The organism is Exiguobacterium sp. ZWU0009 (assembly GCF_000798935.2).
GTDB lineage: Bacteria > Bacillota > Bacilli > Exiguobacteriales > Exiguobacteriaceae > Exiguobacterium_A > Exiguobacterium_A acetylicum.
This window is the reverse complement of the sequence record NZ_CP018057.1, coordinates 191,837-205,111: the sequence shown is the minus strand read 5'-3', so window position 1 is coordinate 205,111 and position 13,275 is coordinate 191,837. Positions and strand designations below refer to the sequence as shown.

Sequence of the window (13,275 nt, the reverse complement as noted above, 5' to 3'; positions counted from 1 at the left end):
TTTGTCAAAATTGATTGAGCATTCATTTGAGGAGGATGATGTATGACATTGCAAGCAAAACGGACCGATGCTGTTGCTCGGGATGAGCACGATGCACTATCTGCTTATCGTGATGAGTTTTATCTGCAACCGGGTAGTATCTATATGGACGGAAACTCGCTCGGTTTATTATCGAAGCGTGCCGAGAAGACGTTGCTCGAGTCGCTATCAGACTGGAAAGAACTCGGAATCGATGGCTGGATGAAAGGACGTCATCCTTGGTTCGAATTATCGGAACGTCTCGCTGCTCTCAACGCTCCGCTCGTCGGCGCACAAGCAGAAGAAGTCATGGTCACCGGCTCGACGACCGTCAATCTCCATCAACTCGTCGCGACATTCTTCCAACCGACGGAAGGGCGAGATAAGATTTTAGCGGATGCGCTGACATTCCCGTCGGACATCTATGCCCTTCAAAGCCAACTTCGCTTACGTGGACTCGATCCGGAGACACACCTCGTCCAAGTTCCAAGTCGTGACGGTCGCTTTTTAGAAGAAGACGACATCATCGCTGCGATGACGGACGATATCGCGTTGATCGTCTTGCCGGCGGTACTTTACCGAAGTGGACAAATTCTCGATATGGAGCGTTTAACGAAAGCGGCACACGACCGTGGCATCCTGATTGGTTTTGATGGTTGTCATTCCGTCGGAGCCGTTCCCCATGCTTTCCATGACTGGGGTGTCGACTTTGCCTACTGGTGTAATTACAAGCACTTGAACGGTGGTCCTGGAACGGTCGGTGGATTGTTCGTCCACGAACGTCATTTCGGAACGTTGCCTGGTCTGACGGGCTGGTTCGGTTCTCGTAAGGATAAGCAATTCGACATGGATCACACGATGACACCGGCGGCGCACGCCGGGGCTTTCCAAATCGGGACACCACACGTCTTAAGTCTCGCTCCACAAATCGGTGCATTAGAGATGTTTGACGAAGTCGGTATCGAAGCCGTCCGGACGAAGTCACTCGCGCTGACACAGTACATGATGGAACTTGTCGAGCAGGAGCTCACACCGTACGGTTTTGTCATCGGAAACCCGATCGACGATAAACGCCGTGGGGCGCATCTCAGCCTCGAGCACCCGGAAGCGGCACGGATCTGTAAAGCACTCAAGGAAAATCGAATCATCCCCGATTTCCGGGCACCGAACATCGTTCGTCTAGCACCCGTCGCGCTCTACAATACGTTTACCGATGTCTATGACGTCGTCGCGACACTCAAACGAATCATGGAAGATAAAGAATACGAACGTTTCGCAAATGAACGCGAAGTCGTTGCTTAAGGAGTACACCATGGAACAACCTACTGAACTACGGCGTGAACTCAAGACACGTCAACTTACGATGATTGCAATGGGCTGTGCGATCGGAACTGGTCTCTTCCTCGGAAGTGGGCTCGCGATCGGGCTTGCCGGACCGAGCGTTTTGATCAGTTACGCAGTCGGTGCCTTCATCGTCTTACTTTTAATGGGCTGTCTGGCTGAAATGACGGTCGCCCATCCGACATCTGGCTCGTTCGGTACGATTGCCGAACGATACATTAGTCCATATGCGGGTTTTCTCGTCCGCTATTCGTACTGGATTGCAAACGTTCTTGCAATTGGCGTTGAAGTCAGTGCGATTTCGATCTATATGAAATACTGGTTCCCGGACGTTCCCGGGGTCGTCTGGATTCTCGTATTCGCTGCCGCGTTGATTTACATCAATGCCACGACAGTCAATACATTCGCAACCTTCGAATACTGGTTCTCAGTCATTAAAATCAGTGCCATCTTGCTATTCATTTTGCTCGGTGCCTACTTGGTCATCGGTAGTCCAAGTCCTGAGATTGGTCCGCAAAACTTCACGAACGACGGTGGTTTCATGCCGTTCGGCTTCTCGGGTCTCTGGATCGCAATCTTCATCTCTCTGTTCAGCTTCCTCGGAACGGAATTGATTGCCGTAACTGCTGGTGAAGCGAAGGACCCAGATGTCGCTGTACCGAAAGCATTAAAAGCAACAGTCTTCCGTCTCTCGACGTTTTATGTCATCACGATTGCTTTGATGTTGATGATCGTCCCTTGGCAACAAGCGGGCGGCGTCGATCAAAGTCCGTTCGTCAAAGTAATGGAGATGCTATCGATTCCGTATGCAGGCGGCATCATGAACTTCATCATCCTGACGGCGGCGCTGTCTGCGATGAACAGTCAGCTGTATGCTTCGACACGGATGATGTATTCCTTATCAAAGGCAACGTATGCGCCAAAAGTATTTGGTCGTTTGAATCGAAAAGGTGTACCGCTCTTCGCACTCGCCGTATCAACGCTCGGGATTTTTCTCGCGGGGATCATCAGCAGTCAATCGAGCGTTTCTTATCCATTCATGATGGGAATTTCGATGTTCGGAGCGATTTTCACGTGGTTCATGATTTTCATCTCCCATCTGTACTTCCGTAAAGCATGGGAACGTGAAGGTGGACGGACGTTACCGGTCCGGATGATGGGCTATCCGTATTTGACTGCCCTCGGTGCATTGTTGTTATTCGCACTCGTACTAACGACATGGTTCACAGATTTCCAAATCGTCTTGAAGTTTGGTGTACCGTGGTTAGTGTTCTTATCGATCGCCTATTTCTTCTGGAAACGGGCGCATCCGGAACAACCACAGACCGCTGAAAAACGAAAACTGAATTAATTCGATAAAGGGGATGAACGGGAATGACAAAGACAGATCCTACGTCTATTGAAGCATCGATTCAAACGGATTTTAAGAAAAATATGTCCTACGGGGATTATTTGCAACTAGATCCATTGCTTTCGAGTCAACATCGCTTATCGGGGCATCATGATGAGATGCTTTTCATCATCATTCATCAGACGAGCGAACTCTGGATGAAGCTGATCCTGCATGAGATGCGTGCAGCGACGCAAGCCGTCGCAAACGATGATCTCGAATCATCGTTTAAGATGCTCGCACGCATCTCAAAGATTCAGCACCAGCTAATTCAGTCGTGGAATGTTTTGTCGACCTTGACCCCGGCCGAATATCTTGAATTCCGTGACGCGCTTGGTCACTCATCCGGTTTTCAGTCGTATCAAAACCGCCAAATCGAATTCGCGCTCGGCTTCAAGAATGAGCAGATGCTAAAAGTTTACGCGCATGACGAAACACTTTATCCGATGATGCTCGAAGACTTGAAGACACCAAGCATCTACGATGAAACGATCCGGGCGATGGCGCGCCATGGGCTACCCATCGACGAATCCGTCCTTGAGCGTGATGTCACGCAGGACTGGACGCCGAATGAAAGTGTCGAAGCAGCTTGGGCGACCGTCTATCGGGATGTCGAACAATACTGGGATCTGTATGAACTCGGTGAAAAACTACTCGATATCGGGAGCCAACAACAAATGTGGCGCTTTAACCATATGAGTACCGTCGAACGGATCATCGGACAAAAGCCAGGAACAGGCGGTTCGTCTGGTGTCAGTTATCTACGACGTGTGCTTGACCACAGATTTTTCCCGGAACTGTGGTCAGTCCGCACGACATTATGAGGAGGATGCAGCGATGACACGATGGATTGATGTTTCACAACCACTGGATCGTCACGTCACGACGTGGCCGGGGGATACACCGTTTGAAGCGACATTAACATGGAACAAGGCAGACACCGGTTCCGTTAACGTCGGCAAGGTAACGATGAGTCTGCATACCGGCACCCACGTCGACGCGCCGTTTCATTTTGACGATGCCGGACAAAAAATCATCGACCTTGATCCAGATCTCTATATCGGACATGCGCGCGTCATTTACTTACCAGGTCGTACAGAAATCACAGCCGCTGATTTAGATGGCTTTGAGCTAAATGACGTCCAGCGCTTGATCATTAAAACGGATGGTTGGATCGACAAATCAACTTTCCCAGAAACGATTCCCGTCTTGACGCCAAGTCTTGCTGAACGTCTTGGGGAACTCGGGATTTCGCTGATTGGTCTCGACTTACCAAGCGTCGATGCAATCGATAGTAAGGAAATGGCCGCCCATCACGCACTGGCGCAGCATGGAGTCCATATCCTCGAAGGACTCGTCCTTGATGCGATCACGCCTGGTGATTACCACCTCAACGCCGTCCCGCTCCCGCTCGTTGATGGCGACGGTAGTCCCGTTCGTGCCTTACTTCGTCCATACTAAAAAATCCGTCCAGCAGACTCTCTGCTGGACGGATTTTTTACTTATGGAGCGGTTCAAATAAACTCGCTTCGATTTGACGAACGATATGTCCGAGAACCGCAAGTGATTGATTGACCTCGAATCCTTGATCCAAGGAATGATTCGCTCCTTCGATGACATCAATCGTCAGTTGCGAGGTACGACACGTTTCAAGCGCCGCTTCATCATAAAACTTATCAGCTGTCCCGATGACAAGGAGTCCAGTTTGCGACGAGGTGGCGATTTGTTCGACTACTTCGGCTTCAAGAACGGGTGTTAAGAAGACGATGCGTGCTGTCTGTAGACTTGGCTTAGCAAGTAATGCCGCTAGCGGAATCGTTCCTAACGACTTTGCGATGAACTGAACGTTTTCGTATGGATGCGTCGCCAGCACTTCTGAGACGACGGCGTCGACCCGGCGTGTCATACAGGCATTCGATTCTGCGTCCGTCATCGAAAAAAGCTCTTCCGTTACATAGTGAATACAGACGACATCGATGCCTCGAGCTAGTAGTGCCATCCGGCTGTAGTAGAAGTAAGGATGATCGTATAGGTACGATGCTCCCGAAATCAAGAAGCAGACTTGTTTGGATCCCATTTGAAAATGATCATATGAAATGGTCGTTTGATCGACGACGATAGATGATTGTTCAATATTCATGAAATCCCTCCACACTTTTTTCTAGACTTTACCATTTCAGAAGTGGGCTGTCATGTCTTTTTGACTCTTTCTTATTTCATGAAGAAGTAGTGTGATGTAAGAAACTATCTGCTTGTATCATCCTTGCTTTCTTTTCCTATAGGAGTCAAAGATGAATCTGCTTCTTCTCCCATTTAACAAAAAAGGTCGCTTTCCGATTTTTCATTCGGAAAACGACCTTCTGTTCGTCAAACATTTGTTGATTACCTTTTATCTTTTACTACTTATTATCCAATCGGAGCAAACACAGACTGTTCGACTTGTTTTAATTCATAGAACGCTCCTTGTCGCGCCATCAATTCGGCATACGTTCCGACTTCGATGACGTGACCTTGATCCATGACGATGATTTGATCCATCGCTTCAAGACCTGCTAATCGGTGGCTAACGAGGACAAGTGTCGCATCCGTTGCCCGTTCAAACAGTCGTGTAAGAATCATCTGTTCCGTCAAAGCATCAACGGAAGACGTCGGTTCGTCAAGCAAGTAAAGCGACGCTTCCCGCAAGAGCACACGGGCAATCGCTAAGCGTTGTTTTTCTCCTCCAGACAAGTTCTCGCCTTTTTCAAATACACGGTCGTTCAATTCAAACGTCGTTAATCCAACATCGTCAAGTGCTTGACGCATTGCCTCGTCCGCCGCTTCTTCGTTCGCGAGCAATAGATTGTCACGAAGCGTTCCATAAAAGTAATGATTCTGTTGCAAGACAACATTCGCGTGTTGCCAAAGTCCTTCCGGATCAACCGTCTGACTGTCTTGACCAGCAATCGTTAATCCATCCGTCGGATACATCCGTAGCATCAATTGAAGTAACGTGGATTTCCCGGAGCCACTCGCCCCGACGATCGCCGTCTTCTTACCGGCAGGAATCGCGACGGTGACGTCACGTAAGACCGGACGCGGTGCATCAGGGAAAGTGAACGTCAACGCGTTCGTTTCAAAGGATGGTGCCTGATCGAGAACGAACGTGTCGTAAGTTGGCTCCTCTTGCTCGGTCACGACTTCATCGAGTCGTTTCGCAGCATGCCGGCTATCTTCGAAAAAGCCTGGTAAAATCGCCATCGGTGCTGCATTCTCAAAGACCGTCAGCGATGTCATGACGAGTAAAGCGAGGAATACACCTTCGAGTTGTCCACTCGCGACGAGATAGGCACCGACACCCAGAACGAGCCAAGAGATGATCAGCGTCACCATCGTATTCAGGGCCAGGTTCGAAACAGCATGTAAACCATTCCGTTTTTCTTCCTCGACATACCGTTTTGCGACGGCATTCAAGTCCTGTTCTTTTTGATCGAGTTGCTGGTAAATCTTTAAGTCGCGATAGCCTTGGAACAACTCCGTCACTTCTGTCGACAGATCACCGCGTCGGACACGGACCGAACGTGCGAAACGTTGTTCGCGGTACGCGAACCAACCTGGAATCAAGAAACCGGTCAGAATCAGACCAAGCAATAGAATCCCAGCAATCGTCCACGAGAAGAAACTGACGAAAAAGATCGTACAGAAGAAGACGAGCAACAAGACGATCGGTGGATAAAGGACACGTAAAAACGTATTTTGCAGACTCTCGACGTCCCCAACGATTCGGGCAAGTAAGTCCCCACTTCGGTACTTCCCGAAAATACCGGGTGCAAGCGGCTCGAGTCTCCGGTAGAACGACGTCCGGATATCACTGAGGATCGTAAACGTCGCTCGGTGCGAATAATAACGTTCCGCATACCGACTGACAGCACGCGTCAGACTCGAGATTTTTTGCAGGGCAATCAGGACGGCGAGTGTCTGGATTGGTGGCAACAAGGCTGCCTTTGAAATCAGGTAACCACTTGCTGCGAATAACCCAACTGCTGTCACCCCGGCGAGGACACCGAAGAAGATCGACCAGGCGATATCGCGTTTTTGATTCACCATCAACCGAAAGACTCCTAGTAATTCCTTCATCGTGTTTCCTCCCCTCTCTGGACGCTCCGCATCCGGGCATATTCCGAATCACGTCCAAGTAGTTCATCATGGGTGCCGCGATCGACGATTCGTCCGCCGTCGAGGACGACGATTTGATCCGAGCGCTCGATTGTATGCAGGCGGTGCGCGACAGTGATGACCGTCGCTGCTTGTCCAAGCTGTTCGATCGCTTGTTGGAGCAGTCGCTCTGTTTTGACGTCGAGTCCGGTCGTCGGTTCATCAAAGACGATGACGTTCGGTCGCTTCAAGAATGCGCGTGCCAACGCAACGCGCTGTTTCTCGCCACCCGATAGACCACGTCCGCCTTCTCCGATGACCGTATTAATTCCTTCAGGTAACGTCGCAACCAACTCCTCGAGCCCTGCCGCCTGCGCCGCTTCGAAAATCTCTTCCGGTGTCGCTTGACGGAGTTCACCGATCGCGATATTTTCTGCCAGCGTTCCGGCATACAGATACGGATGTTGCGAGATGTAGCTCAACTGACGGAACCAACTTGCTTCCGCCACATGACTGCGCTCAATCCCGTCGAGCAGAATCCGTCCTTCTTTTGGATCCGCGAGTCCAGCAATCAACTGTAAGACAGTCGACTTACCGGCACCACTGCGACCGATCAACGCCACTTTTTGATATGGTTCAATCGCGAGTGTCACGTCTTGTAAGGCAAAACGTCCTTCTTGATACGTAAAATCAACTTCATCCAAGACGATTCGTGGTGGACGGTTCATCGAAAGTTCTGATTGACCGAAGGCAACGGGACGATCGTCTGCCGTCAGTTCGGCTGCGATCTGTTTCGCTGCCGCGACACTACCGCGTCCGGTATGGAAGGCAGCCCCCATCTCTTTTAAGGCAAGATAGTACTCTGGTGCTAACACGAGCATCAGGAACGCCGGAATGAAGGTGATGCTTTGGAACAGAATCAAGCGCAGACTGACCTCAAGTGCGATCATTCCCATGCTGAGCATCGAGATGAACTCAAGCATCAGCGACGACAAGAAAGCGAGTTTCAAGACCGTTAACGTCGCATCCCGGAAATCAAGACTGCTTTTTTCGATGACGTCACGTTGTCGTTTCGCGCGACCAAATAACTTCAAGGTCGTCAATCCCTGCAACGTATCAAGAAACGTTCCTGAGAACGCCGTCATCTTCTCGAGTTGAGCATCGGCCCGCTTTTGCGTCATGATGCCGATGATGATGTAAAACAACGGAATGAACGGTGCCGTGATCATCATGACGAGACCGGTGATCCAGTCATAGCTGAATGCCGCGATCAAGACCATCAAGGGAACGATTGTCGTCTGGACGACTTTCGGCAAGTATTGACTGTAATAGCTGTCCATCTCGTCTACGGCATCGAGCAAGACACTGACCTTCTGTCCCGCTTGCCCTTGTAGCATCATCTCGACCGAGCGACCTGTGTATTTCGCAACGAGCGCTTCCCGGAGTGCCTGCTTCATGTGCGCCGATAACGTCGTACCGAGACGACCGTTCCAATACGTCACGGCGACCCGGAGCAACAGCATACCGAGAACGACGAGCAGTAACGGAATGACGGCTTCAAACGGTTGCTCTTTCAGGAAAATTCGATCGACCGTCAACACGATGCCGTACGATTGACCGACGACCGCAACCCCCATCAGGAAAGCCGCAATGATGAATTGAATGAGAATACTGCGTGGAATCTGAACGATTCCTTTTAATGGATTCATATACAAACGTCCTTTCACAAAGTGTGAACGACTTTTAGTGAATATTTTCACATATCGTACATTTAGTATACCGAATCCGGAACGGGGATGCCATGCAGATGCTGTCGAAAAGGTGTGACGGTTTTGTGAGAGCATATGACTCGACAATTCTTTCGAATAAAACTATTATAGATATACATTATCTACGTTTGACGAAAGGAGATTTCTCATGCAAATGAAAACTGGGGTCGAGCAATCCGTCTATGCGATGTTGCTCTTGACCTTTCTTCCGGATCGCGCCGTTTTGCCTGGTGAATTCATCAGCCAGCAACTCGGTGCCTCGCCGACCTACTTTCAAAAGCTCTTACGAAAACTCGTCCAGGCGGATCTGTTGTATTCCGTACCTGGTGTCAAAGGGGGCTTTCGCTTACGACGTCCGGCAGACGAAATTCAAATCTTTGACGTCTATCAGGCAATCGAAGGCAAACAGACGTTGTATGCGTCAAGCGGTGTCTTTGAGGATTTGATGGGAATTCAGGAACAGGAAATCGGGCTACTCTCGAATCTGATGACAGAGGCAGAAGATGCGTGGCAATCGACGTTGAAGCGCGAGTCGATCGGCTCGATCCGTCAAGCGATCGATGCCTCCTGTCCACCGGAACATTTAGAACGGTTGCATGCGTTAATCACAGACCGGATGATGACACTTTAATGAATAGAAAGAGGTTTTTACTATGGTATTGAATCGTTATTTCGACTTATTCGACGCGTCACGCACAGACGCACAAGCTTTTGAGGATCTCGTTTCCTTATTCACGACAGACATCACGTTCGTCCTGAACGGACAACCAAAGCACGGCATCGACGCCTGGAAACAGTTCGTCCGTCATGTGTTCACGGCGAATCAAGACATTAAGCACATGTACGCAGGCTGGGAAGAAACAACACCAGGAACATATGAAACACGCTGGGCAGTTTGCGGAAAACGGGCAGACGGTAGTGTCTTCACGCAAGACGGAAAAGATATCGCACGTCTTGATGAAAACGGACGGATCGCTTACCTGGAGAACGTTCCAGATGACCCGACGATGTTCCGTTCATAAGATTACTTTTAAACAACGAAAACCTGTGTTCTAGACTGACCTAGCAATATGAGACACATATAAAAAACCTTGATTAGGCTGCCTGTACACCGTATTTTTTCGGTGTCAGGTAGCCTAATTTTTCTTGGATTCGTTCTTCGTTATAGTAATTTAAGTAATTAGTAACGCGTTCAGAGACCTCATGGTCTCTTAGTGAATTAAATTTGACGTACTGGAATTCCTCGGACTTTAAATTAGAGTGGAACAATTCGATAACTGCGTTGTCCCAACAGTTTCCTCTACGAGACATGCTGCTTGTTAGGTGATTCCTTTTAACGAATTCTTGAAAGGCGTATGACGTATAGACACTTCCTTGGTCCGAATGAAGGATGACCCCTTCGGGATAGTTTCGATTCTCAAGCGCTATCTTCAACGTATCAATCACAAGAGACGTTTGTTGATGCTCGTATAACTTGTATGCGACGATTTCGTTATTAAAAAGATCCATAATGGTGGAAAGATATTTCGTCGTGCTGCCGTATTGGATATAGGTGATATCCGTCACCCACTTTTGATTCGGTTTACTTGCTGTGAAATCGCGCTTGATGAGATCCGGTGCCGTTATGATGCGCTCACCTTGAGACTTCCATCTTCGCTTCGGCTTGATCCGACATTGGAGATGGTGTTTTTGCATGATTTTCTGTACGGTATTCCGATTGGCTTTTAACTGATAGATTTGCTGTAATAATGCCTTTATTTTTCGATGTCCATTCCGATACTTCGTCTGTTTACTTAGTTCAATGACGGTTTTTTCGAGCACCGAAGGTGCTTTCACAGATTCCTTAATCCAACGGTAATAGCTTGCTCTTGGTACATTCAAAGCGCTAAGAATAGCGGTGATTGTATACTTTCTCCGAAGAAACTCTACAATTTTTATGACTACTTCTTTCTCAACTCTCTTTCGATTTCCATGTACTTTTTTAAGATCTCATTTTCCATCTTCAGATGTGACATTTGTCGTTCTCTCTTGTCATCCTCACTCGCAGAATCTGGACCATGTCCATAGGTATATTGTTTACCGATTGGCTGATCAAATCGATAATGTTCGTTAGAGCGATACCATCTCATCCATGTTTTGATTTGAGATTCATTTTTGATTCCGTACTTCTCCATGATTTCTCTCGTCGTTAACTTACCACTCAGCTTATCTTTGACTACTGCCCATTTCACTTCACTTCACTTCACTTGAATATACGTTTTTGCCCATGCAAAAACACCTCCGATGTTAGTACTTTTTAAAAGTGTACCACTCCGAAGGTGTTTTATATTGTCTCAAAATTTTAGGTTAGCCCAGTTCCGCGCAAGCAGAACACAGGTTTTTTGATTTTTAGCGCTTCAGCACGAATCGTTTCAACAAATAGCCCGTGATGACAAGTAATGACGCAATGGCGAAATAGACCACGTAGATCAACAAGTCTGGCGCAAATCGTGACACGATGTACGTCATCACGACGACAGCCGTATACAGCAACAAAAATAAACTGATGTGCTTCAACTTCGACACTCCCCTTTGAATCCTTCCCTCTTCTTTATGAAAATGACTGGAAAATGTTTCAAAAGACCTGTCGTTGCTTCGTTTTATAGATTCTTCGCTTTGAAGGTATCTCCGCCTTCGATCGTGCCGTTATCAAAACCTTTTTGGAACCAACGCTCCCGTTGCGCCGATGTGCCGTGGGTGAAACTTTCTGGTACGACATATCCTTGTCCCTTCTCTTGTAACGTATCATCCCCGACAGCATTCGCTGCCGTCAGTGCTTCTTCGAGATCGCCTTCTTCGAGCAAGTTTTCGCCTTGCGCATGATGCGCCCAGACGCCGGCATAATAATCTGCCTGTAGCTCGAATCGAACGAGGTACTTGTTGAACTTCTCCTCACTCATTTGCTCTCGAAGTGGCATGATCTCGTCCGACTTTCCGAGTAACGTCTGGACGTGATGCCCGACTTCATGCGCAATGACATAGGCCATCGCAAAATCGCCCGGTGCTCCGTACTTCGTCTGCAGTTCATCATAAAAGCTTAAATCGATGTATAATTTCTGATCACCGGGACAATAAAAGGGACCGACGGACTTCCCTGCTTGTCCGCAAGCCGAACTGACTTGATCCGTATATAAGACGAGCTTCGGTTTTTTATAGGTCTTACCATCTTCTTTAAATTCCTTCGTCCAGACCCGCTCCGTATCCGCTAAGACGACGGAGACAAAGTCCGCTGCTTCTTTTTCCTGTGCTGTTTCTTCATACGTCGTATTTTGCTGATCCCCGCCGGTTAAGTCTCCGAGTAATTCAGCTGGATTACCGCCCATCAAGGTGATGACGATCAGCAGGATGATTCCGACACCACCACCGATGCCGGCAATTCCTTTCCCTCCCATTCCCCGTCGATCCTCGACGTTTGAACTGCGTTCTCTTCCCTTCCATTTCATACGCTTTCCTCCTACTCGTTTCGTTGTAGGTCTTTACCCGAAAGCGTTCGTCCGTAACGCTCCGTCTTAGGATGGACGTTACTTCTCGTATTCATTGCTAAAATAAGTACAGCCATTTCTAGGAATATCACCCTCCTGTAGAGAAGAAGTTCAGCACGGATTTTCGCAGAAAGGAGTTGTCCGATGCACTCGTTCCGTCAACGTCTCAAGAACTTCATGTATACGTACCGTAAGGACATCCTCGTCCTATCTGGTATGTTTTTATTCATCTTAGCTTATAGCTTCCCATTGTTTCGTTCTGGCATGGTGACGTTCAGCGATCTATCCTTCGGACTGTCCTCCCATCGCTATTTAGAAGAAATTTATGGGGCATGGAACAACCGCTGGAGCACGACGACGCTTCTGAATGTCGCACGACTTCTCTACATCCTACCGTTTTATCTACTCAGTCTATTGTTTGGCTCGTCCGGTCCCGTCTTGATCAAGTCATTCATCATCGGACTGTTGACGATCTCTGCTTTATCGATGTTCGCTTTTACGAAACGACTCCATTCCGTTTATGTCTCGAAGCACTTTTCTTATCTCTCACTGATTGCTTTCGCGATCGCCGCGTTATTTTATGCCTTAAATCCGTGGGTGATCACGCGGATTCAACATATCTATCTATTATGTGGGTATTCCGTCTTCCCTTACGCTTCGATGTTGTTCTTCAATATCTTCGACCCAAAGTTTCGGGAACAGCTCGATCCCGGTTTTCGCTTGTCTGATCGGTTGAGTCGACGGACATGGTTTGATATCACCGGGCTATCGATTGTCTTTGCCTTCATGGCGGCCGGGATCCATTATTTCTTCTTCTCACTGATCTATATGAGCATCATGGTCGGACTCATTTTTCTAAAGACGAGTTGGACGCGTCGCAAAGAACGGATGTGGTCACCGTTACTTTGGTTTTATGTTCGGGCGACCTGTGCGTTTGGTCTCGTTTTTCTACTATTCAATGGATATTGGTTCTTGATGTACGTCGGCTCGATTCTGACCGGCTCACAAGCTTCACAACACAATCCGTCGTCAAAATCCTAGCCACATGGCTTTTGATTCAACAAACGAACGTTATCTATGCATTATTATTCATCTTGGCCGG

Annotated in this window: 13 protein-coding genes; 7 read left to right on the top strand and 6 right to left on the bottom strand. The window is 48.3% G+C overall.

Features of this window, described 5'->3' with window-relative positions; all coding sequences use genetic code 11:
- Positions 1-42 precede the first annotated feature (42 nt).
- The 4 genes from kynU to kynB are packed head-to-tail and all read left to right on the top strand — an operon-like array spanning position 43 to position 4,210.
- Positions 43-1,320, top strand: a complete 1,278-nt coding sequence (gene kynU, locus L985_RS01225; protein WP_047392009.1) for a kynureninase — start codon at positions 43-45, stop codon at positions 1,318-1,320.
- A gap of 10 nt (positions 1,321-1,330) precedes the next feature.
- The gene (locus tag L985_RS01220; RefSeq protein ID WP_029343148.1) at positions 1,331-2,710 is read left to right on the top strand and encodes an amino acid permease; all 1,380 of its coding nucleotides are present in this window, start codon (positions 1,331-1,333) and stop codon (positions 2,708-2,710) included.
- A gap of 23 nt (positions 2,711-2,733) precedes the next feature.
- Positions 2,734-3,573, top strand: a complete 840-nt coding sequence (gene kynA / locus L985_RS01215) for a tryptophan 2,3-dioxygenase (protein WP_029343147.1) — start codon at positions 2,734-2,736, stop codon at positions 3,571-3,573.
- Positions 3,574-3,586: 13 nt separating this feature from the next.
- Positions 3,587-4,210 (top strand): arylformamidase, encoded by a 624-nt coding sequence (gene kynB, locus L985_RS01210; RefSeq protein WP_029343146.1) that lies wholly within the window; start codon positions 3,587-3,589, stop codon positions 4,208-4,210.
- 37 nt (positions 4,211-4,247) lie between these two features.
- Here kynB and L985_RS01205 read toward each other — a convergent pair whose 3' ends face one another.
- The 3 genes from L985_RS01205 to cydD form a co-directional block, all read right to left on the bottom strand.
- On the bottom strand, positions 4,248-4,889 hold the full coding sequence (locus tag L985_RS01205; protein ID WP_029343145.1) for an alpha/beta hydrolase: 642 nt from the start codon (positions 4,887-4,889) through the stop codon (positions 4,248-4,250).
- A 266-nt stretch (positions 4,890-5,155) separates the two neighbouring features.
- Entirely contained in the window at positions 5,156-6,865 is a 1,710-nt protein-coding gene (gene cydC / locus L985_RS01200; protein WP_029343144.1) for a thiol reductant ABC exporter subunit CydC, read from the bottom strand.
- Positions 6,862-8,592, bottom strand: a complete 1,731-nt coding sequence (cydD, locus tag L985_RS01195) for a thiol reductant ABC exporter subunit CydD (protein ID WP_029343143.1) — start codon at positions 8,590-8,592, stop codon at positions 6,862-6,864. The genes cydC and cydD overlap by 4 nt, the downstream gene beginning before the upstream one ends.
- Positions 8,593-8,800: 208 nt before the next feature.
- Here cydD and L985_RS01190 point away from each other — a divergent pair, with 208 nt between their 5' ends.
- On the top strand, positions 8,801-9,283 hold the full coding sequence (locus tag L985_RS01190) for an Rrf2 family transcriptional regulator (RefSeq protein ID WP_029343142.1): 483 nt from the start codon (positions 8,801-8,803) through the stop codon (positions 9,281-9,283).
- A 22-nt stretch (positions 9,284-9,305) separates the two neighbouring features.
- The gene (locus L985_RS01185; protein WP_029343141.1) at positions 9,306-9,674 is read left to right on the top strand and encodes a nuclear transport factor 2 family protein; all 369 of its coding nucleotides are present in this window, start codon (positions 9,306-9,308) and stop codon (positions 9,672-9,674) included.
- Between the two features lie 73 nt (positions 9,675-9,747).
- Here the strand turns inward: L985_RS01185 and L985_RS01180 are convergent.
- From L985_RS01180 to ypfJ, 3 genes are all read right to left on the bottom strand, one after another.
- A protein-coding gene (locus tag L985_RS01180) for an IS3 family transposase (protein WP_442856720.1) occupies positions 9,748-10,883 on the bottom strand; the annotation gives its coding sequence in 2 pieces (ribosomal slippage) (positions 9,748-10,634 and positions 10,634-10,883; 1,137 coding nt in all).
- A 157-nt stretch (positions 10,884-11,040) separates the two neighbouring features.
- The gene (locus L985_RS16915) at positions 11,041-11,208 is read right to left on the bottom strand and encodes a hypothetical protein (protein ID WP_156772481.1); all 168 of its coding nucleotides are present in this window, start codon (positions 11,206-11,208) and stop codon (positions 11,041-11,043) included.
- A gap of 83 nt (positions 11,209-11,291) precedes the next feature.
- Positions 11,292-12,134 carry a KPN_02809 family neutral zinc metallopeptidase gene (ypfJ, locus tag L985_RS01170; RefSeq protein WP_029343140.1) on the bottom strand — a complete coding sequence of 281 codons (843 nt, stop codon included), beginning with the start codon at positions 12,132-12,134 and terminating at the stop codon, positions 11,292-11,294.
- Between the two features lie 183 nt (positions 12,135-12,317).
- On the opposite strand from ypfJ, the gene L985_RS01165 reads away from it, so the two are divergent.
- Positions 12,318-13,214 carry a hypothetical protein gene (locus L985_RS01165; RefSeq protein ID WP_047392022.1) on the top strand — a complete coding sequence of 299 codons (897 nt, stop codon included), beginning with the start codon at positions 12,318-12,320 and terminating at the stop codon, positions 13,212-13,214.
- Positions 13,215-13,275 lie beyond the last annotated feature (61 nt).